We start from the raw sequence: 23,375 nt of genomic DNA, 5'->3' as shown, positions 1-23,375 counted from the left end.
ATTTTATAACAGCGTACCTATTATATATCTATTTACCTGCCGGCAACAAGTCAATTATCTCTTTTTGCCTTTGCCATTCACTTAAACTGCCGTTTACAATAAAAGTGGTGCTTTTTGTAAACAAAGTAATCAATGTTCCGGTAGCAGCACCAGCTACTCCTCCCAAAAGCAACCCTCCTACAGCAGCTTCTGCAGGTGTAGGTGTTATAGCATCGTGAATAATACCACCAAAAGAATTATTGTTTTCATTCGGCTCGCCTGTAACTGCTCCTATAATGCTTACAGGTATTGCTCCGACTATGGCACTTACCAGCACATTATGTCCCAAGTTTCTTCTTGTTTTTATAAAACCAATGTTTACAGCAAGAATTTCAACTGTATCAGTGTTCTTATAAATAAAAACAGAACTGTCTGTTGTGCTCAACAAATGCCCTTTTTGAAACTTGTTGCCCGCCAGGCTGTAAAAGCGCAAAAAGGTTCTTTTTTGCGCATGTATTGCAGTACACCCCAGTACGAATAATAGCAATGAAACAAATAAATTTTTCATAAGTGAAAAATTGTTGATTTACAAAAGCACGGTTGTATGAATACTTATGTACCGGTAACCCAATTATTTTCTTTTGCAACCGTTACGTATCTACATTATCGCTGATGGTATGTTTAGTAATCATAGCTGGTAATCCACCTACGATGGTGTTGTTTGTTAGGGCAGGCTACGCTGCAAGTACCAGGTGCAGCATAGCTTTTAGAGCTTCTTGTCTATTATTTCACAGCTTTTAATGTTGCAGATAAACTATTGGCCAATATTACTTTTACCATGTACATACCATGCGCCCAATTGCCTGCATCGTAAGACAGAATGGTAGTGCCGGCCTGCAGGTTTTTATTAACCGTTTGTATCACCCTGCCCGTGGCATCGGTAATGGTTACCTGTGCAGCCTGCTGCTCCTTTACACTTATTGAGAATCTTAGTTGGTTGGAAAAAGGATTAGTTAATAGCTTTACTGCAAACACATCATTGCCTGTTGCAGGTGCTGCCATCTTTTGCTGCGTAATAGTATTGCTTGTTATAAAGAAATCTGCCACTCTTGCGGTATATACTTCCTGCCCGGTAGATTGCTTGTAACCGGAAAAATACAACCAGTCTCCAACACGCGTAAGCCCGTAAATACTGTTCATGCCGTCTAATGTTGGATCTTGCATTTTATGTGTGCCTCCATTGGTAGCGTCACTTTGCCAAAGGGTATCATTCATAGTAAAAAACAGTTTGTCATTCACATTAACCATATAAGAAAAATAACTGTTGTCAATACCTGGCGTAATATTCTTTATTAAATGTGTTCCGGTTTTTACACCATTGGATACCCACAACTCTGCGCCATGCTTACCATCATCTGCCATAAAATACAACAAGGTATCGCCATTTACCAGCGCAAAAGGATTGGAGCTTGCCGGCCCGTTATTGATGTCTCTTACCAGTTTAGTACCTGCACTGGTACCATCGGTAGCATATAATTCGTACCCGCTGGCAACCGTACTGTAGGCATCAAAGAATAGCTTGTTATGGGCTTGTGCAAATGGCGTATAAGGCTGAATCAGTACAGCTTTCAACACTTTGGTTCCTGCATCCGTTCCATCTGAGGTGTACAGAAAAGGACCATAACCATAATCGGCAGCGAAGTACAGCTTATCATCAAAATTATGCAGGTTGAACGGATAAGATCCATCGTATCCGGCACGAATATCTTTCACTATTACAGTACCGGCAGTCGTGCCATCGCTTTTCCATAGTTCAGTACCGTGCTCAAAGTCAGTATTAACAAAGAACAACATATTGCCTACACCAACCGGCGTTAGAGAATAATAAGGCAGTATATCGTTTTTAATAATTCCGGTACCTGCGGCTGTACCATCGCTGCGCCATAGCTCCTGCAGGTATGTGCTGTAATTGAAAACAGTAAAATAAAGCAGGTTATTGGTAGCAGCCATATCCTGCACATAACCAGTTATATTTAGCTGGTAAAACAAGGAAGTACCGGCAGCCGTACCATCTGTTTTTCCTAAGTAATACCCCTTATTATTATTTGCAAAAAAATACGTCTTATTTTTAAAGTTTGTTAAATGAGAAGGAAAAGAAGCACCCGAACCAGGATATATATCTTTTACCAGGCTGGTACCTGCAGCATAGCCATTGCTCTCCCATAACTCGTAGCCGTATTTGTAAGTACTGGCGGCCAATAAGGCTTTGTTTTTATTGGTAGCAGAAGCTGTAAAACCAAACGGGTACGAAGAAGCGGATGAAGAATAGTTAATATCTTTTATCATTGCTGTACCTGCACTGGTGCCATCACTTTTCCATAGTTCCAGCCCTTTTACGCCATCGTTGGCACCAAAAAGAAAGGTGTTGTGCTTGTAGGTTAAAAACTGTGGGTAAGAACTATACAGTCCGGACATAATATCTTTTACCAACACAGTGCCTGCATCGGTACCATCGCTTTTCCACAATTCAAATCCTAAGGAAGCATTGGCATAAACAAACATTAATATACCATTCTTATTTACAAGTCCGTAATAAAGATTTGTTCCGCCGGGACTAATGCCTTTTACCTGCACCGTTCCGGCAGCAGCGCCGTTACTTTTCCATAATGTTTCATTAACACCATCGGCAGTAATTGTAAAAAAGACAGTGCCGTTAACGTTCATAATACCATCAGGAAAAGAGCTTCCTGAACCAGGCACCATATCTTTTACCAGTTGCACATTATTAGCCTGGTTTGATGAATTGTACCTGCACAATTCTACACCGCTATCAAATGTACTTCCCTGGAAAAACAAGGTTTTACCACTTATTGCAAAAGGCCTTTCATTATTATCGTAGTAGAAGGATGGCAGGGAAATATCATCGCTATTGTTTACAGCATGAGTGCCTGCATCGGTACCATCAGATACCCAAAGATGCACGCCGGTACCGTCTTCTGCAGCAAAATATAGCAAGCCATTCAAAGGTGTTAAATTGGCGGGTAAATCCTGTCCAAACGGGTTGATGTCTTTTACCAAAAAAACACCGGCTTCGGTGCCATCTGCTGTATAGAGCTGCGGGTCTGAAAAAAAGCTTTCCATAGTAAAAAACAATTTACCATTTACGTTGGTCAGATATCTTGTATTGCCACCATACACCGGATAAAAAGAAGAAAAGTCAGCTATCATTATAGTACCTGCTGCAGTACCATCGGTTTTCCACAACTTATCTCTTCCATTGTAGGTGTAGGCATCTGTAACAAAGTACAACGTACCGTTTACATCGGTTAAATAAGAAGGGTTAGCATCCTGGTTAAAAATGCCTATGTCCAGCACCATATATGTTCCTATAGCAGTACCATCGGATACCCATAATTCTCTGCCATTTAAACCATCAGAAGCTGCAAAATAAAATTTATTGCCCGAAACAATTATATCATCAGGATTGGAAGAAGCTACGCCATTGTTAATGTCTTTCAGCAGCCACGTACCGGCGGCCGTGCCATCGCTTCGCCATAGTTCACGGCCATGAATGCCATCATCCGCATTAAAATAAAAAATACCATTCAGTTCGGCATACATATCCAGTGTGGTGTACATGTTGTTGCGCGGGGCAGCATCGGTGGACTTTTCTATATCAATAGCACGGATGTTTTGTGCCTGTGCCAAAGCACCAGGCAACAGGCAAAGCGAGAGAGTAAAAAATTTTATAAAAAAGGGTAAGTTTTTCATACATAAATTATTTAGCAGGTTGATAATGGAAGCAGTAAGGACGATTTACAAGGCAACAATTTTTTTCAGTTCTTCGCCGGATAAAAGTGGGGACTGTCCTTTTTTTATTTTTTCAATAGCCAGTAAAGCTGCCTTTTTGGTTTGCGGCTTGGTAGCAATAAAGCGTTTACCTTCTTTGGATATAAACACCAAAACAAACTGATGATATACAGGCTTACCATCTTTATAAATATCGTAGCCATACGCATTGTTTGGCGCGTTGTACAGCTTAAATGAATAACTGTTCTCCCCGCTGTTTGCGGGCATTGCTTTTTGAGATGGATTGCTAGGCAAGGCCTGCTTTTGCTGCTGTGCAAATGTTGATGTACTTACCAGTAGTACCACTGAAAAAATGCAGGCATTTCGTAGTATTTTTTTTGCTTTCATAATTGCAGGTTGTAGGAATAAATGATAGTGGAATGCAAAGGGGAAATGAAGGTGTACAAAGGGCAAAGTATATGTATAGAAAAATAAAAAGGTAATAAAATAAGCTTGTTGGCCGGCTTAGTGTTATAAATTAATCAGGAAACAATTTAATAAATAGAAACCATTAAAATACCAGTAAAGGGTTTAGGGCGCTTTGGTTGAACACATAGCTAATTGCAGCTCGGCAGCGGAGATGGATAACTTGTTTTAAATACATTATCACTCCAGCAGTTACCAATGCCAGAACCATCCCACAACAGGTCAACGCCCGGCAGTGGAATGTCGAGCACAGGGGGAGCTGCGCCATTTTGTTGAGCTACATTTTTGATAACACGTGTTCCGTCGGGGTTAGGTTCTATATCAAACTGGTCGGGAGTAGCTCCTCCAAGCGCTACCAGCACCAGCGTGCTGAATACAGTAATACCAGAAAAATTATTATGCATAACGGTATTATGCTCTACCGTGGTTTGATCGGTACCTAATATAAGGATACCTAATCCGGATGGTATCACAGATTCCAGCGAGCCCTCTTCGCCAAAATTCTCATGATTATTATCGAAAACATGGTTATAACCAACATATACATTGGTTGATGTTTTTACAGTCTTACCCGGCAGCAGATCTATTAACATGCCGCACACATTGTTGTATGATTGATTGTTAGTTGCTTTGACGTTTGCACTGTTTTCAATTTCCAGTCCATTTACATTAGCATAAGCAGTATTGTATTGCATTTCAATATCAGAAGATTGCCCAACATAAATACCTGTATCGGTGTGCCCAGTTGCTGTACAATGCTCAATCAAGCCGTGAGAAGAAAGTACAGGAAAAAGCCCGTATTCACCATTGTCTATTGTTGTTACATGCGAGATGGTAAAATTATCAACACGGATAAGCAGCACTCCGTTCTCTTCGAAATTTTTAACCGTAACATTTTTAAGTACAAAGCCATCCCCGGCATCGTTTACCTGTATTCCATTTTCCTCATCACCAGGGTTTTGTATAACCACTGCGGCTTCTCCATTACCTACTAAACTAATTCCTGCTTTGTTAACCGTTATACTTTCCATATAAGTGCCGGGTGCTATTTGTATTGTTGAGCCAGGCGCTGCTGCATCTACTGCAGCCTGGATGGATTCGCCTGCATGAACGGTAATGCTCTTTTTTGCACTGCCTGCATTGCGGGAGGAAGATGCGGAAGATAATGATGTATTGGATTGCGTTGCTTCTTCTTTATTGCAACTGCTTGAAACTATTACGAATGAGAGAGATATTGCCCAAAATAAGAGCGTATAAAATTGTGAGTTTTTCATAAAGCCTCCTGGGTTTATTGTATTATTAATGAAGAGAATTTTGTGGCAGTGAAACCGGTTATACAATACTGGCATGCGTTGGTTGAAAAGCTGGAATGCGGTAAAAACTGGTAATAACCACTTAACAATCGAATAATTTGATTGATACAAAAGCAAGTGCAGGCAAAAAGTACACAATACAGATTTCCGGATAAGGGTATCCATTCAGAAAGCACAACAGCTCATCAAAACTTATATTTAACATCTATTTCTATAAAGAAAAATTGATTCCTCACAGCTCCTAACTACTGTATAAAACTATGTACTGCTTTTAAACCCTAATTGTAAAAAAACGACAATTTTAATAGTCCACTTTAGCAACAAATTGCTCCGTTGGCGGCGGAGTATATTTAAAAAGTTCTTCGGGTGACTTGTTGGCAAATTCCCTGCATTCTTTTATAAAATGTGCCTGATCGTAATAGCCACTTTCGTGTGCTATAGCCGTAAAATTTTTGTTTGGATGCAGCATCTTATTTTCAAGCGCATTATAAAACCTGGTAATACGTGCATAGAGTTTAGGCGACATGCCTACTTCGTCCAAAAACCTGCGTTCAAAAGTGCGGATACTCATATTGGCATAATATGCCAGTGCATCCAGCGATACCACTCCTTTGTTTTTTAAAACAATATTTGAAGTAGCAGCAATAGCATTTGTGCTGCTTTTATGGTGCTGCTGTAATAACTTTTTAACAAGATAAGTATTCATACATTGGCTCATCTGCACTATATCTGTTGAAGATGCAAGTTGTTCTGTAAGTAGCCGGTTATTGTCATCCAATATATCTTCAGAAGGAAGCATTGTATCTACTAATAATTTTTGTGGAATACCAAATATGGCAGAAATACCATTTGATTTAAACTGAACACTAAATAATACATAACTACCTTGATAAAAACAACAACCATGTGGTTGTATAAAAAGCGAACTCAGATTGTTTGACCATTTTGATTCTATCTTTTCCGTACTATCCAATACACTGCAACTCGATCCTTTCAAAAAGAAAGTCATATAGCACTCATTCATAGCATGCAACGGCCTTGGCATTACTGCCTCTCCAGTATTAATTACACGCAGTGCATAACAACCAATAAATGGCTGCAAAATAGGGGCTGGTTTTATTTGGGTAGTAGAAACCATATTGAATCTTTTAGAAGATTAATAATGATTGCCTGGTTTGTTTTTGAAAGGTAATGGTGAGCAAACAGCAACACCTTTCTGCAGTTTTAACTTAAATATCTGGGATAGAGCAATGCCTTTCTTTTGGTGCAGGAAGATATAGGAGTTAAGGTAGCAATCTCCTTTATGCTATACTTTTTACATTGATTAGTACTAGTTTTAAATCGTACTGTAATTTACATTTTAAATTGTGATAAAAATATTATTGTTGAAGATATAAGGGGCAAACCAAAAACAATAAACCGTTTCATGCAGCGTACCGTTTATTCGGGTATTTACAGATCTGGTTATTACCAGAAGCTGTGTTAACTGATGAATAAATATTTGATAGCTTTCCCTGCTATGTAAATGCAGTAGTATTTACCGGCAAAGTAGCCAAAATGTATAGCCAAACGAAAATAGTTCTTGTTTTATAAATTCAACATTATGAGTATTATTATATAGCTTTTAAAGGTTTTTAAATTTAAAGCAATAATTGAATAAGAAATTAAGGGTTTAGGAGCTAAAAATAAATTTACAATAACTTCAGATTAACCATACACCGCCTGCATATTAAAGAGTAAAAGAAAGCATTTCGCAAGGTGTCCAAAACTAACATTGCCGCTCTTGAAACGCAACCAGCGTTTAACAGCTGGTGGATTGTAATTGATAACCGCACTTTTGCGTGTTATATTTTTAGATTTTAAAATTGCAGTATGCTTTTCAACCTGAGCTGTAAAAATGCGGCAATTTTAAAATCTGTCTTCCGGCTGTGCAATCCGACGGATAACTGTTGTAATGATCCTTGCTACAGATTAGCATTTGCTGACCTGCCTATATAAGATGTTTTTCTTTCTATTATCGAAGAAAATTCGTCTATAATTAACTTTGCCTTTTCAGCATTTCCTGCTATATCGCTGATAGCTTTCATCCATTTAATATCATTTGGGCTTGTTTCCCAATTCATTTCTTCAATACCGCCTTCCATATTCCAAATAGCCAGCAAATCCCAGTCTCCTGTAATTATATCAACAAGAGCAGGAGCAGGTGTATTTGACTTTTGGCATGCAGCAAGAAAATAATCCTTAATAATTTCATTGCCTCTTGAAGCTTTTCCTTCTTTATATTTTATTAATTCAATCCTTGCCCACTTAGGATTATCATACTATTTGGCTTGCATATCTCCCTGCGCTTTAACTACATCAGCAGATAAAAATGTAAATACAATGGTGATAATAAGTAAGATGGATTTTTTCATAGAGAAGGTTTTAATGTTGTATAAATAGTATTCAGCTTGTACGATAACAGCAGATTGATTTACTAAAATTATATTCTGTCATTAGCATTTGAGCGCCGCAATTGATAAATGCTTTACCTCATTTAGCGGTCGTATAAATGCAATTAGCTGATGATTATGGCTCTATTAAAAGAAGCAGGTATTGTATGTTATCAACTAAAAGCCTATATTTATTAATTGAAACTGCTACTATATAAGATATTCTTTAACCTTAGTACTCACTCTAAAAGTAATTTCCTATACACCTATAATAAGCATGAGCGATTATGGTTGCTGTAACGAAAAAGATGTTTTCTCTCCTTATGCTGATGTTGCTTGAAAACTTTATTCACGCCCAGTATTCTGATGCAGAAGTTTTCAAACAAATGAATCCCTCAACTAAAAAAAATGCCGCTGTTGATAATCTCAAAAGAGATTTGCTTTCTTCTAAAGAAGATACAAGTAAAGCATTACAGCTTTTAAACATCAGCAACATTTATATGTGGTCTTTCCCCGACAGTGCTTTGGTTTATGCGCTAAAAGGCCTTCGCTTATCTGAAAAATTACATTTTACCAGGGGCAGCATTAAGGCATATCATTCCATGGGTGAAGCATTAGCAATAAAAGAGGCTTATCCAAAAGCATTAGAAGTTGAGTTTAAGGCTTTGCATCTATCCCAAGATTTGAATGATCAGTTACAAATTTCGCTTACCCTCTTTTGGATTGGAATTATATACCTGCATTCTGAAAATCCACAACAAGCCTTAGATTATTTACATAGGCTGGCACCAGATTCGGAGCTATATTTAAAGAACAAGGAGTTAATTCTTGCTCATCTTGGATTCTGCTACTTTGGATTAAACAAATTAGATTCTGCTTTGTTTTACATGGAAAAGTCTTGTGATTTAGAGATAAGAGAAAACAACGGGTGGTGTCTTCCATTTATATGGAGAGGCCAGATTGAAGATAAATCAGGCAGGTATGATAATGCACTGAAATACTATCGAATGGGTATTAGTATTGCTGCAGCTAAAAGAGATTTGTTTCAAGCTTATAATAGTTTGGCCTTAACTTTTATAAAATTAAATTTACGCGATTCATCCGTTTTTTATTTAAAAAAAACAATTGATGGCGCTCAGAATGAACCTTTTTTCAGCGAAATTATTACTGCCAGTAAATTACTCGTGGATATATACACATCGCTGCACATGATAGATAGCGCCTTTAAATACCAGGAATTGACATTAAAGGTGAGTGATAGTCTCTTTAATCAGGAGAAAATAAACCGTACACAAAATTTGTCTTTTATAGATCAACTACGGCAGCAACAAGAAGCAAATAATGAACAGCAATTTCAAAGTAAAATACGAATAATTATTTTAGTTACAACTTTACTGGTCTTTCTGATAATTGGAACTATATTATGGCGTAATAACATGCAAAAACAGGAAGCGAATATATTGCTGCAGCAACAAAAATTAAAGGTAGAAACTACTCTTCAACAATTGGAATCCACGCAGGCGCAACTTATTCAAACAGAAAAAGAAAAGCTATTCGCCCAACACATTAAAGAAGTACATGAACTGGAAGCCAAAGCACTGCGGGCACAGATGAATCCGCATTTTATTTTCAATTGCATGAATTCTATTAAAGCGCTTATTCAGAAAAATGAACAGGAAAAATCCATCCTGTATTTAACTACTTTTTCAAAACTCATCCGTACTGTTTTTCAAAATTCCGATAAGCGGGAAATTAGTTTATACGATGAGATGGAAACCTGCCGGTTATATGCTCAGCTTGAAAGTATGCGTTTTAATAATAAATTCAGCTATGCATTTAATATAGATAAAACGCTGGATTTAAAATCTATAATGGTGCCTGCATTAATTGTTCAGCCATATATCGAAAATGCAATATGGCACGGTATAATGCCCAAAGAAAATGGCGGAATGGTAATGGTTACTGTTGATAGAACAGATGGCACCATACGTTGTACCATAGATGATGATGGAATTGGAAGGGAAATGTCGAAGCAAAATAAATTTTTAACCAAGGATTCAACACACGAATCCAAAGGTGTTTATCTTACACAAGCCCGGCTTCACTTAGATAATTTATTAAATGAGCGGAATGCAAGGGTAACAATAATTGACAAGAAAGATGAGCATGATCAATTTTGCGGTACTACGGTAATCCTATGTTTTGATGAGTATTGAAAAACAGCAATTGCACTTTTTCAGGTAATGCCTTTATACTTCTTCCTTTTTTACAAACCAGCTTTATCCAAAATATACGAATGTTTGCTGCCACCTGTTAAACCAGTTGCAAGAATTGTTAAACCAAGTTCATCATTTATAAGATAGATCTGCTATTAGCAAAAAGAGTACTTAACTTTAAAGACAAAGAACGGTTTATTGAAAAGTTATTATTTTAACTAACATGATAAAATCAATAATTATAGATGATGAACAGCATTGTATAGATGCGCTTAAAGCCGATCTTGATAAACATTGTGGCAATGTGGAAATTTCGGCAACCTGCCTGTCAGGTAAGGAAGGCGTACTTGCCATAAAAAAAATTAAGCCCCGCCTTATTTTTCTGGATGTGGAAATGCCCTGGATGAATGGCTTTGAAATGCTGGAAATGCTGGACCACATTGACTTTTGCATCATCTTCACTACTGCTTACGACAAGTTTGCAGCAAAAGCATTTCGCATCAGCGCAATTGATTATTTATTAAAACCCGTAGATGTAAATGATTTAAAAATTGCGATAAAAAAAGCAGAGGAAAAAATTCTTGCTTCAGAAGGTACTATCAATATTGAAAACTTATTGCACAATATCAGGCAGCCCGCACAGCGCCAAAAAATTGCTTTTCCACAGCGGGAAGGTTACGAGTTTATAGCCGCTGAAAATATTTTATACTGTCATGCAGAAGGAGCATACACCAATATTTATCTTAAAGAAGGAAAAAAGATGCTCGTCTCTAAAACATTGGGAGATGTAGAAGAAATGTTACCGGCAGATATTTTTCAGCGCATTCATCATTCCATTGTTGTTAATCTCGAGCATATAAGCAATTTTATCAGGTCTGATGGCGGTTATGTGCAAATTGATAATGGTGAAAAGCTTTTAGTTTCTAAAGCTAAAAAAGAAATGCTGCTGCAACGCCTGGGTTTGAAGAAAGAATAAGTATTCGGGTTTTGCAATTGTTGTACGCCTTTATTCACCACTTAGTTTATGTGTTCAATACCGTTAGGTAAAAAAGGTACTGGTAGAAAATAGTAATATTTATAATAACCAAAAACTTCAGCCCCTGGCAAAGCTTAGCAAGCATGTAGCAGGCTTTAGCTTAAGTGCACATTTTATTTTCCGCAATATCCTACCCTCCTCTTCATGTGCACAAGCCAGGGGGACATCATTTTAATTCAAAAACTCATTTATCTCTCTTCATTCAAAAATCAAATGAACTCAGGTGCTGTTTAAACATACAATTCACCCCACTCTAATCAGCCTGTCCTTTGTTACCGCTGCCCACGAAGTACAACCTGCCAAACCTAAAGTAAGATCAACGTCCGCCAGTAAGTTACTTACTACTTCTTTTATACCTTGCTCACCACCAAGCGCGAGTGCATAAGCATAAGGGCGTGCAATAAGCACTGCTTTAGCGCCCAAGGCCATAGCTTTAAATACATCGGCACCACGGCGAATACCACTATCAAACAAAATAGTTGTTTTATCGCCAACTGCATCTGCTATGCAGGCGAGCGTATCTAATGCGCCAACGGCACCATCCAACTGCCTGCCGCCATGGTTTGATACAATGATGCCATCGGCTCCGTGGTCTATAGATTTTTTTGCATCATCCGGATGCTGAATGCCCTTTAAAATAATAGGCAGCTTAGTACAATTGCGAATAATTGTAAGATCATCCCAGGTAGAAGCAGGATTGGAAAAACAATTACCAAAAATTGACAATGCTTTTATCATATTTTTTGCAGGATTATTGCCCACCTGCGCCACGAAAACAGGATCGGAAAAATAATTTGCCAGCCCTTCTCCAAATAAAAAAGGCAGATACGCATTTTGAATATCCCGCTCACGCCATGCGAACAGCCTGGTATCCAGTGTTACTACAATGGCACTATATCCTGCCCGTTCTGCACGGTGGATAATACTACGGGTAAAATCGTTATCAGCGCCCCAGTACAATTAGAACCAATGGGCGTTATCGCCATTTGCAATGGCTATTTCTTCTATTGTTTTTGATGAAACCGTACTTACCACCAGTGGCACGCCTAATGCTTTAGCAGCGCGGGCTACCGCCAATTCCGCTTCGGGGTGAGCTATGGATAAAACGCCCACCGGGCCAAGTAAAACCGGTGAAGAAAATTTAGTACCAAACAATTCTATAGCCATACTGCGCGTAGCTATATTACCAAGCATACGAGGCACAATCTGCCATTTATTAAATGCAGCTATATTATTCAGCATTGTTGTTTCGGCACCTGCGCCACCAGCTATATATGCAAAGGCTTCGGGCTTCATTACTTCACGGGCCTTTTGCTCCAGCGCTTCATAAGATACCGGCAATTGCGGTTTTATATTTTGTGTGCCTGCAAAATAAATTTGTAACTGGTATTGCATTCCGCCGGATAGCTTTGTAATATTTGGTGTACTCATGCGTACTATTGTTTATGGCTGTACTAATTTATTATAAAAGTCTGAATGGCATTATTTTTAACCCTTAATCTGTATGATACTACGCGAGCTTACCAATGTTTCAAAAGAGGCTTATGCCCATTTAAAAAGCCAGAACCCTTTGCGGCTGGCAGGTGCCACGGCTTTTTTTACCACCTTTGCACTGCCACCTACACTCATCATTATTATTCAAACATTTGGGTTGTTTTACAGCTCCGATGCAATGCGTAAAGGCGTGTTTGCACAGCTTGCAGATGTTTTAGGCAAAGAAAGCTCTGTTGACCTGTATCAAATATTCTTCCGCTTTCAACAACTTGCAGCAAACTGGCTGATTGCTGCTGCAGGCTTTGTTTTTTTACTGTTTGTTGCCACTACTTTGTTTCATGTGGTACGCGGCTCGGTGAATGATATCTGGTGCATTAAGGTGGCTCAACATGCAGGTATAGGCTACTATTTAAAAATGCGGATGAAATCTATTATTATTATCCTGCTATCTGGCCTAATCTTATCCGTGCAACTATTTGCCTCCGGCCTGCAGGCTTTGTTAAGCAACTATATTGATGCTATATGGAGCGGTTATAGTTCTATATTGTATAAAATAATCTCACAGCTTGTTTTTGTAATCATTGCTGTTGGCTGGTTTACGATGTTATTTAAATATCTTGCCAATGCACATCCTAACTGGAAGACGGCTTTTGCTGGCGGCTTCTTCACCGGCGTATTATTCACGATAGGAAAAATCATCTTAGGCTTGCTGCTTACGTTTAGTAGTCTCAAAACCATATTTGGCGCTACCGGCAGTTTTGTGCTGATACTGTTATTTGTATTTTATACTTCTTTTATTTTTTATTACGGTGCTGCATTTACTAAAAAATGGAGCGAAAAAAACGGCAACAAAATGCGGCTGGAAAAGCACGTGTATGAATACAAAGTAGAAGAAGTAAAGCCGTAAACGCCGCCTTCCGGTAAATGTTTTTGTTAATGCTAATGGTAGTTTCAATTTCAAAAGCTTGCATTTACCAGCAAAAACAAGCTCAACCAAACAACATAAATATTTATTTAAAATCAACGATAAAGCTGTATATTTATTCCTCTTTCTAACTTCTAAATTGCTTATTATGATCAACATTATTCTTAACAAAAAGAAACTTGCTTCTTTATTGGTTGTTGCTTTTATAGCTATTGGTGCTAATGCACAACAAGGCACTTCAACCATCACTGGCGAAGTGTTGGATATGGCTTGCTACATGAAATCGGGTGCGCATGGCGACGGGCACAAAGAGTGTGCGGCAGGCTGCATTAAAGGCGGCTCGCCCATGGGTATTCTTACCAGCGATAATAAAGTGTATTTACTGGTAGAAAACCATGATAAAGCAGATGCCTATGCCGAAGCGAAAAAACATGCCGGCGAACAGGTAACGGTAACAGGAACCCTGAGTGAAAGGAATGGCATTAACGCTATTATTGCCGACGATGTAAAAAGCAAAATGTAAACTTTGTTCTTAACGCTAATACCCTTTTAAAGGAAGCTATGTGCTTCCTTTTTTTGTGCCGTAGTTACAGCATCTTCTATCTTATCATGCTGTACATCCCCTATTCTTCTAAAATTTCTTATATTTATAAATGGCTTTGGAGAATCAGAAGTTTAGAGATAAACAGGCGCAACTCAATGCAACAGATCAGTTAACATTTAAAGACCGGCTTTCTTCGCTCAGTAACCTGCCGCGCTTTTTTAAATTAGTTTGGCAAACCAGTAAAGGACTTACAATAGCCAACTGTGCCTTGCGCATAGCACGATCGGCTACACCGGTAGCTACTTTATATATAGGCAAGTTAATTATAGATGAAATTATCCGCATTAGTCATACACACGGCAGTGCCTCCCATACGCATTTGTGGACGTTAGTAGCAGCGGAATTTGCACTCGCCATTATCTCCGATGCGTTAACGCGCGCCATTACGCTGATGGATAGCTTGCTGGGCGATCTGTTTTCCAATCATACCTCCGTAAAAATAATGGAGCATGCCGCCACCCTTGATTTGGACCAGTTTGAAAATTCAACTTTCTACGATAAGTTGGAAAGGGCAAGACAGCAAACCACCGGCCGCACTGCATTGCTATCGCAGGTATTAAGCCAGGTACAGGATTTAATAACGATGGTTTTTTTGGCAGCAGGCTTACTGGCATTTAATCCATGGCTGATACTCTTGTTGCTGATAGCTATTATACCTGCTTTTTTAGGTGAATCGTATTTCAATGACCGTTCGTATGTTTTATCACGCAGGCAAACGCCGCAGCGCCGCGAATTGGATTATATGCGATACATTGGCGCCAGCGATGAAACAGCGAAAGAAGTAAAACTGTTTGATTTGTCCAGCTTCTTAATACAACGATTTCAAACATTAGCCAATCGCTTTTACACCGATAACAAACAACTTTCTATACGCCGCAGTGCATGGGGTACTTTCTTTGCCATGTTGGGTAGCGCCGGCTATTACGGTGCTTATGTATTCATTATTGTACGGGCAATTAGTGGCAGCATTACGATAGGTGATGTTACTTTTTTAGCTGGTTCTTTCCGTCAGTTGCGTACCTTGCTGGAAGGTATTTTAATTCGATTTACCTCCGTATCGCAAGGGGCTGTGTATCTGACCGATTTTTTTGATTTTTTTACTATAAAGCCACACATCACACAACCGGCAAAGCCGCTTCCTTTCCCAAATCCTATCAAAGAAGGCTTTATTTTTGAGAATGTTGGTTTTAAATATTCCAACAGCAGTAAATGGGCAAACCGGCATTTATCTTTCACCCTGCATCCAAACGAAAAACTGGCGCTGGTAGGTGAAAATGGTGCTGGTAAGACCACCCTGGTAAAACTGCTCGCGCGCCTGTACGACCCAACAGAAGGTCGCATTTTATTGGATGGAATTGACTTGCGCGAATATGATTTGAAGGAGCTGCGAATCAACATCGGCGTCATTTTTCAGGACTTTATACGCTACCAGATGAGCGTGGCGCAAAACATTGCTGTAGGACATATTCGAGAGCAAAATGACAGACCGCTTATTGTTTCCTCTGCAGAACAAAGTTTGGCGCATCCAATGATAGAAACGCTGCCTGAAAAGTACGACCAGGCATTAGGTCGCCGCTTCAATCAAGGTGTGGAATTATCGGGTGGCGAGTGGCAAAAAATAGCTTTGGCAAGAGCTTATATGAAAGACGCACAGCTATTGATTTTGGATGAACCAACAGCGGCTTTAGATGCGCGTGCCGAGTATGAAGTATTCCAGCGTTTTGCCGATTTAACAAAGGGCAAATCTGCAGTGCTTATTTCACACCGCTTTTCAACAGTGCGTATGGCAGACAGGATTTTGGTTTTAGATAAAGGGCAACTGTTAGAGATAGGCAGCCACGAAGAATTGCTGGCAAAAAATGGAAGATATGCAGAGTTGTTTCACTTGCAGGCAATGGGTTACAGGTAGTGCAAATTGTAATAATGCCAGGTTCAATTAAGTCATCTTTTGTAAACTGCAAACGACAAGCTGCAAGCGGTGAACTTCGGACTGCACACTTTAAGATAAACGTATATTATGTACTTATTTGAAAATGGTATGAAACATCCAAAAAGAATAAAAGAGCACAAAAAATATTATCTATCTTCTTCTTTGTGCTCCTTTTTGTCTTAGCGACTTTGTGGTTTAAATAAGGTTTCCACAAGTGCCCTTTTATCTTGTAACCGATACCGCTATATTCGCCGCAGGCCAATGCCTGTGTAATGCTGGTGGGGCAGGCAGGTGCGGGATAACTGTGTATATCCGTTACATCGCCTACACCAAAGCGCTCACCGCCGCTTGCCTCGTTTATCAGGCGCGAAGAATCGAGTTAGCGCAGTCCCGGCTTGCAGCCTTTGATAAGGTTGCCTGATTGAATCTGGTGTTACGTATAGATGCGTATATACCTTTCGATGGAAGCCTTCACTGCAGCCTTTGCATTATGGGTAATGTATTTTCCAAAGGCACCATACATTACATTATAATCTACATGCTCAATAGCCTGTTTAATTTGTACAATGTCTTTTTGCTGCAATGGAATCATATTAGGATAGCTATACATAAAAGAAACATCGTTACAGCCGGGTGTTACCTGTATAGTATCGCCAACAAACAATGCGCCCTTACCCACAGGAACATACATCACAGCAGCACCGGGAAAATGACCACCACAGCGTATCAGTTTTATATTATCCCATAAATGCAGTTCTTGTTCATTCCAAAGCTGTATAGCCGGTGAGCGCCTTGTCAACCAATGTTCATCCAGTGCATTTACATATACCGGCACATCATCAAATGCTTTACTCCATTCTACAATGGTAGAGAAATAATGCGGATGCGAGATAGCAATAGCTTTAATGCCTCCCAATGCATTAATAATGGCAATAGTGCTTTTATCAATATTGGTAATGCAATCCCACAAAATATTACCATCAGGCGATTGTACTAAATGCGCCCGTTGACCTATAGCAAAAGAAGGGGTAGTATAAATGGCATACACACCTTCCGCTATCTGTTCTATTATATTTTTGTATTGCTGGTTAATGCGTTGCAAAGTTGTCCAGTGCTGCCCCGAAGGCAATACATATTGCCGGTCGTCTTCGCAAATAATACATCTTTCAGGTACTTTTTCCGCCGGCGGATACTGCACGCCGCAAGTAGTACATATAAAATCCTGCATATATTTTAGTATTAAAGATAAGAAAGAGTATGAGAGCAAAATTGCATATTCATACCATCTATTACCTTCATTTAAATCCTGTTATTTACTGTTTGCCTGCGCTTGCTCTGCCGCTAATAAATAAATTAATGAAGCAGTGCCATCCATTGTAGGTTCATTGGTGCTGTAGTCACCGTAATCATCATGATACACAGCAAGATCGCTTTGAAAAGGTGCATACTCATCTTCGTTGTACAATTGTATGCCAATGAGATTTTTATAAATAGAAGTATATACCGGGCCATCAACCAATCCACCATCAATAGGATAATTTTTTAAGTGTGTAAATGCGGAGTGCGGATCCGTTGGTGCATCGCCCCACGATGGCAATCCATACACCATACTGGTGCCCCAGGGATTGCAGCCAAAGATCCAATCAAAACAAGCCTGCTCTACTTGTTGATATGTAGTATCGTATGAGAGCTGGCGATACCAATAGCATTGAATGGCAAAACTCACGGTGAGATTATTGCTGCACCAGATAAAAGGAATACCCCGGTAAAAAGCATTCTGTTTCGCTTTCCGCCACACTCTGTCAATGCCTTCTTTATAAAATTGAATGAGTGTATCTCTTCTTTTATCGTGCAGTGCTTTTGCTAACTCGTAATGCCCGGGATTGATAAATGGATACCATTGGTAGTGCCTGGCTGTATCGGCACCCAACCAGGGTGTGATAGGCTCTTGTAGGGCATATTTGTAAGCAATATTCATGTAAACCGTATCCGGTTTTGAATGTGCAACATAAGACTCTTCATTTTTTGTCCGCTCATAAGTAATCACATCATGTGCAAAGTTTGCTGCACCAGCCAGCTCCATATCATCCACCCAATTATCTTCTGCATAAATATAAGGTGATACTACAGAAGCTGTTTGACAAGCGCCGGGCTTTCTCAAACCCAATGAAAATGCAGTAATTGCTCTTTCATCCAAGCTATCTGCGTAGTTTTTGTTGATAGTATAAAATATACTGCTGCCTAATGCAAACGCACTGCTGAACTTGCCCGCAGTAGATGCCGCGCCGGTAGTATTATTCACAAACTTACCTCGCTGTTGTGGCAAGCCGCTGCAGAAGTACACGGGGCGCTCCAAACCTTTGCCGTAAAAATTAGTATCCTCTTTAGGTATGCGCATACCACGATGGTCCCGGTCATCACCCAATTGGTTAAACAACCAATCCGCTTTCGGATGCATTTTCATCAACCAGTCCAGCCCCCATTTAGCTTCGTCCAGCACATCGGCAATGTTATTTTTTTCATCCAAACCATTGGCGCTTTTTTCATCTCCAAACACCGTTGGAAAATCGTGGTAAGCAGCCAGCAAGTGATAGGTAGCATTGGCTGACGTGGTGGAATATTGCAGGTAATCACTCGCATCGTGCCAGCCGCCTACCACATCAATGTGCGTACTGTCGGGCACGGGTGCATACAAGGTATAGCCATCGTGTGTGTGGCAGGAGTCTTTCAAAAAAGGATTAAAACCACTGCGTTGCTGCCGCATATAACGCAGGCAAAAATCGGCTGTGCCGTTATATACATTGTCATTAATATTGAATGTTGGTGAAATAGCATTGCCTGCCTGTAAATAGTATTTGCCCCTTTTTTTATAAAAAGAAAAATCGAGCCGGTACGTATTGGTAAACGGTCCGTACTTGCCAAATGAACTGCCCGTACTGCCTTCAAAAACAGGTTGCTTTGTAACTGCATCCATGAGCGTAAAATGCTTAAACACTTCCGCATTTGTACTGCCAAGCACTGCCACTTTTATACCTTTTAATGGATACCCCAATTGATTGATGCGGATGTATGCAGTGGTTTGCGCATTTGCCAAAAAATACACGCAACAAATCACCAGCAGGCAACTTATTTTCTTCATATTCTGTACTGATGAGGGCCTAAGATAAGACTTACTCAGGTGCAATAAAAGGGCTGTTGCAAATAACACTTCTGCTGGAAGTGATGCGTTTTTAAGATAAAAGGGTTTAGGGAAGAAACTTATTAGTAACAGGCTAACGCCTTAAAAGCAATAGTAAAATGTATGGTGCAAATTTTCCATTTATTATCGTTCCAAACAATACCCAATTCAGGTGATTTTTTTAGCTGTATATATTAATGAAAATAGCTGCCAAACTTTGCGGATAACTCCGGGCGGCTATGGATATTCAGCTTGCTATAGATCTTTTTTACGTGTGTGGAAACAGTATCTAAGGTTATAAAACATTGTGCTGCTATTTGCTTGTAGCTGAGTCCTTCTACCAGCAACTGCAGTATTTCCTGCTCGCGCCGGCTTAAACTATATCCCTCCAACGAACTTTTACGTAAAGGGCGGTTGAAGTATTCCAGTACTTTCCGGGCTATTTTCCCGTTCATTACACTTTCACCATTCTTTACTTTAATGATTGAATCGAGAATAAGCTCAGGCTTATCTTTCTTTAATAAATATCCTACAGCACCGGCTTTCAGCGATTCAAAGATGTTATCCATGTCCTCAAATACGGTAAGCATAAAAATGTTCAGCGATGGAGATTTTTCCTTTAGCCGTATTACCGACTCAATGCCATTAATACCCGGCATTTCAATATCCATAATTACTACATCGGGCTGGATAATTTGAACAATTTGAATTAGCTTATAGCTGTTTTCATCCGAGAATATCAGCTCTATCTCAGCAGAAGTGCTGATAAGCGCTTCCAGCGATTTGCGGAATGCATGGTTATCTTCTACAACAGCTACCCGTATCATATTGCAATTGGGATTATGATAGTTTATGTAATTATTTTAATGAAGGGAATTGTTATGTCCTTATGTATTTGGATTCCTGTATTTAAAGCAATCTTCCCGTTTCACAATTGCAGCAGGTTGCTTTTAACAGACAAAAGTGAACATTTTGTGCAGCAATTGCAATACCCGGTTTATGTGATTTTAAATGTTTCCAAGGTTACATACTAAGGTTATCTGAGTACCTCTACCAGGTTCACTAAAGATGCTAAAACGTCCTTTAATTTTTCGCGCACGGTCTTGCATACTGCTTATACCATTGCGATGCAGTGCAGCCGTAGCTGCATCAAAACCATTGCCATCGTCTTTTACTGACAATGTTAGCAGTTTTCCTGCCTGCAAAATGTGAATATCGCAGTGGCTGCATTGCGCATGTTTTATTACATTATTTATGGCTTCTTTAAATATCATGTAAACATCGGTGCGCACGTTTGGCAGTAATATTTTATTCTCTTTTTCTACAGTAACATCAAAGTGGCAAACAATGTGGTTATCGCTAAGCAAAGGAACGGCAAACATCTTCATTTTATTGATGAGTTGCTCCAGCAAATCGTATTTTGGATTGATATTCCAAACCAACTCATCCAGGCTGTTCATTACCTGTGCGGTATTGGCTTGTATCATATCAATATAATCTGTTGTACGCTGTCCGTTTTTCAACAGCTGGCTGTATATATTAATGCTGCTAACAGTAGAGCCCACATCATCGTGCAGATTGCTGGAAATTTCTCTTCGCAATCTTTCCATCTTCAATAGCTGGTTCACCCGGTATTTATACAAGCCAAACAACAAGGCTGTAAGCACAACAGCTATCAGTAAATAAAACCACCATTGATTATACCAGGGTTCAATAATGGTAAAGCGATAAACAAGCAGCGAGGATGCAAGCTGAAAATTACCGTTGATGCCAGCCCGCATAGTAAGCATGTAAGTGCCCGGTGCTAAAGCATTCAGTTGAATGATACGTTCATTACGCTCTAAATTATACCACTGCATGTTGTCTTTGTGATCGTTATTTGTACTGGCAAGCCTGTAGCGGATGGCTACATTGCTGTATTTGTTATACCATGGCGTAGCGGTGTAAAAAGAGAGATTGTTTTGCGAATGCTTTAATCTTGCCCCGTTATCAAAAATTGTATCCTGGTTGTTAACGCTTACGTACTGCAGGTATAAAGACGGGGGATGAATACGCACCGCTTGCTGCACCTGGATTTTATACAAATTTCCTATTGTAGCGAGATAAATATCCTGCCCTACTTCGGTAGCATCCCATACCTCGCTGCCGTCGAGGTATGGGATGTTTTGATTGTAAATAAAAGTTTCCTTACCAATATCAAAGGTGTTTACTCCAAAGGCATTGAATATCCATAAATGATTTTGATACAGCTTCATTCTTATAACAGCACTATTAAAAGTATATTTTTCAAACTGGTACTTGCCGGAAGTATCCTCCTGAATCACTATCAGGCTGCCCGAAAACGTACCTGCATATATTTTACCACTGCTATACTCCAACGAAGAAGCATAGATAGGCAAACCATTATATAAAACCGGCTCCAGCTTGTTTTTGTGCCATCTATATAGTCCATCTGTATAAGCTATCCATAAAGCACCCGTAGCTTTATTATACTTTACTGCACGGCAACGCTGCTCTCCTTTAAGCATTAATCTATAAGAAAAATTCAACACAGCACCGGTAGCCGTGTCTATTTTCTCCTGCAGCAAACCTTTAGACGTCCCTATAAGTAAGACGCCCTGGTTGTATGCCATATCTTTTACAACTAAAATTTTGTGAAGGCAGCGCAGGTAGCCTGTAGCAGGTTGCAGCAGGTATAATCCTACAGATGCAGCTATTAAAAAAGTATTTTTCGGTAATAATTCAATTTTATCAATTGAACCTGCGCCTGCAGGCAGTGCATATAGCTTTGTTGATTTTTGCTTCTTGTCTTTTACTAACAACACACCCTGTTGACTGCCTGTCACAAAGTAATCATCACTTTGCCTTATAGATTTTATAAAATCACCCTTAGTCAAAGCGCTGTCTTTTACAATACTCCAAGACTGATGTGCATAGCTTACTAACAATCCCTTATCCAGACTGCCATACCAGGTGTTTCCATCCTTGTCTTTTAATATGCACGATAAATTGTATCCTTTTATACTTTTCCCGAATGTAAGCAATCTGCTTTCTGCTTTAGTATGTACCCATGCTTCTCCATGCCTTATAGTAACTGCATTTACAAAGCTGTTACATTGCTCAATATTTTGCAGCTTAAGTTGGTTATTTAAAAAAGTAAATGTAATAAGCAGTGCGCCAGGGTTGCTTATTGCATATATCGTATCTCCTTTAGCGACAGGCTGCAATGTAAAGTTGTCCGTACTGAGATTAGCAGAATGCACTTTAACTGCCGGAAATTGAGCAAGCCCTTTATCTTTACGATACATGTACCAAAGGCTGTCACCATGCAGCACAGCCGTATTATTCATTACGCAAAGAGAAGATGTGCCAGACACAGAGGTCATAATATATCTATACTCCATAGTTTTTGTATTGCAGACAAACAACCCCTTGGAGGTTGTTGCCAATAGTTCATCACCGCATATAGCAATCCGCGGAAAAAATCTTTCTGCAGTACCGTCGTATGCACTCAATAAATGCATTTGCTCATGCTCTATATAGAAAATCTGACCACTAAAGTTGTGGCACCATATTCTTCCCTGTTTGTCCTCTACCAAATCGGTCATACTCATAGCCGCCTGCAGTGGATGAGAATAGTTGGTAAATGCAACACCATCGTAGCGCCTTACGCCCAACTCATCAGCTATCCATATAAAACCTTTGCTATCCTGCAACAAGTCGTATATTTCTTTAGATGGAGTAGTTACAGTTTCGTCTATAGATATGCTTTGTGCAAATACAGGACAAACGGCATAGAGCAAAACGATTATAAGCCATGTGTATTTGTTCATAAGTAAGAATGCTCTAAAATTACAGTAAGCCGGTGAAATACTTAATATCCAAACCAATGATTTTTGAGTATGTAAATTTTATGAAGCTATTGCGGTAAAAGCTATTACCATTAGCCTTTTACCTACGCTATAATCATAAAACAATACAATACACGCCAAC

At 39.4% G+C, this 23,375-nt stretch carries 15 protein-coding genes and 1 pseudogene; 5 read left to right on the top strand and 11 right to left on the bottom strand.

The genetic code is table 11. The features are described from left to right. Positions 1-28 precede the first annotated feature (28 nt). The 6 genes from FC093_RS08390 to FC093_RS08365 all read right to left on the bottom strand — a co-directional run bounded on the left by FC093_RS08390 (position 29) and on the right by FC093_RS08365 (position 7,729). Positions 29-547 (bottom strand): hypothetical protein, encoded by a 519-nt coding sequence (locus FC093_RS08390; protein WP_137261318.1) that lies wholly within the window; start codon positions 545-547, stop codon positions 29-31. A 215-nt stretch (positions 548-762) separates the two neighbouring features. Beyond that, positions 763-3,750 (bottom strand): ELWxxDGT repeat protein, encoded by a 2,988-nt coding sequence (locus FC093_RS08385; protein ID WP_137261317.1) that lies wholly within the window; start codon positions 3,748-3,750, stop codon positions 763-765. A gap of 45 nt (positions 3,751-3,795) precedes the next feature. Next, complete coding sequence (locus FC093_RS08380) at positions 3,796-4,176, bottom strand: DUF4907 domain-containing protein (protein ID WP_137261316.1); 381 nt, start codon at positions 4,174-4,176, stop codon at positions 3,796-3,798. Between the two features lie 209 nt (positions 4,177-4,385). Beyond that, positions 4,386-5,528: a parallel beta-helix domain-containing protein gene (locus FC093_RS08375; protein WP_170971028.1), complete on the bottom strand. Its 1,143-nt coding sequence runs from the start codon at positions 5,526-5,528 to the stop codon at positions 4,386-4,388. A gap of 340 nt (positions 5,529-5,868) precedes the next feature. Then, positions 5,869-6,705 (bottom strand): helix-turn-helix domain-containing protein, encoded by an 837-nt coding sequence (locus FC093_RS08370; RefSeq protein WP_137261314.1) that lies wholly within the window; start codon positions 6,703-6,705, stop codon positions 5,869-5,871. An 826-nt stretch (positions 6,706-7,531) separates the two neighbouring features. Next, entirely contained in the window at positions 7,532-7,729 is a 198-nt protein-coding gene (locus FC093_RS08365; RefSeq protein ID WP_137261313.1) for a hypothetical protein, read from the bottom strand. A gap of 557 nt (positions 7,730-8,286) precedes the next feature. Here FC093_RS08365 and FC093_RS08360 point away from each other — a divergent pair. Beyond that, a complete protein-coding gene (locus tag FC093_RS08360) occupies positions 8,287-10,215 on the top strand; it encodes a tetratricopeptide repeat-containing sensor histidine kinase (protein WP_137261312.1) in 1,929 nt (642 codons plus the stop codon). Positions 10,216-10,438: 223 nt separating this feature from the next. After that, complete coding sequence (locus FC093_RS08355; RefSeq protein WP_137261311.1) at positions 10,439-11,191, top strand: LytR/AlgR family response regulator transcription factor; 753 nt, start codon at positions 10,439-10,441, stop codon at positions 11,189-11,191. Between the two features lie 303 nt (positions 11,192-11,494). Here the strand turns inward: FC093_RS08355 and FC093_RS24030 are convergent. After that, positions 11,495-12,547, bottom strand: a pseudogene (locus FC093_RS24030) (alpha-hydroxy-acid oxidizing protein). A gap of 208 nt (positions 12,548-12,755) precedes the next feature. On the opposite strand from FC093_RS24030, the gene FC093_RS08345 reads away from it, so the two are divergent. The 3 genes from FC093_RS08345 (at position 12,756) to FC093_RS08335 (ending at position 16,183) form a co-directional block, all read left to right on the top strand. Continuing rightward, positions 12,756-13,652, top strand: a complete 897-nt coding sequence (locus tag FC093_RS08345) for a YihY/virulence factor BrkB family protein (protein WP_137261310.1) — start codon at positions 12,756-12,758, stop codon at positions 13,650-13,652. Between the two features lie 166 nt (positions 13,653-13,818). Beyond that, positions 13,819-14,193, top strand: a complete 375-nt coding sequence (locus FC093_RS08340; protein WP_137261309.1) for a hypothetical protein — start codon at positions 13,819-13,821, stop codon at positions 14,191-14,193. A gap of 130 nt (positions 14,194-14,323) precedes the next feature. After that, the gene (locus FC093_RS08335; RefSeq protein ID WP_137261308.1) at positions 14,324-16,183 is read left to right on the top strand and encodes an ABC transporter ATP-binding protein; all 1,860 of its coding nucleotides are present in this window, start codon (positions 14,324-14,326) and stop codon (positions 16,181-16,183) included. 454 nt (positions 16,184-16,637) lie between these two features. Here the strand turns inward: FC093_RS08335 and FC093_RS08330 are convergent, their stop codons facing one another. From FC093_RS08330 to FC093_RS08315, 4 genes are all read right to left on the bottom strand, one after another. Further along, positions 16,638-17,432 carry an MBL fold metallo-hydrolase gene (locus tag FC093_RS08330; protein ID WP_137261307.1) on the bottom strand — a complete coding sequence of 265 codons (795 nt, stop codon included), beginning with the start codon at positions 17,430-17,432 and terminating at the stop codon, positions 16,638-16,640. An 81-nt stretch (positions 17,433-17,513) separates the two neighbouring features. Then, entirely contained in the window at positions 17,514-19,343 is a 1,830-nt protein-coding gene (locus FC093_RS08325) for a glycoside hydrolase family 9 protein (RefSeq protein ID WP_137261306.1), read from the bottom strand. A 233-nt stretch (positions 19,344-19,576) separates the two neighbouring features. Continuing rightward, complete coding sequence (locus tag FC093_RS08320; RefSeq protein WP_137261305.1) at positions 19,577-20,209, bottom strand: response regulator; 633 nt, start codon at positions 20,207-20,209, stop codon at positions 19,577-19,579. Between the two features lie 180 nt (positions 20,210-20,389). Beyond that, positions 20,390-23,215 (bottom strand): sensor histidine kinase, encoded by a 2,826-nt coding sequence (locus FC093_RS08315; protein WP_137261304.1) that lies wholly within the window; start codon positions 23,213-23,215, stop codon positions 20,390-20,392. Between the last annotated feature and the right edge of the window lie 160 nt (positions 23,216-23,375).

The organism is Ilyomonas limi, assembly GCF_005233845.1.
In the GTDB taxonomy this organism is placed as follows: domain Bacteria; phylum Bacteroidota; class Bacteroidia; order Chitinophagales; family Chitinophagaceae; genus Ilyomonas; species Ilyomonas limi.
Note: the sequence above shows the minus strand (reverse complement) of the source record. Positions and strands in the feature narration are given on the sequence as shown.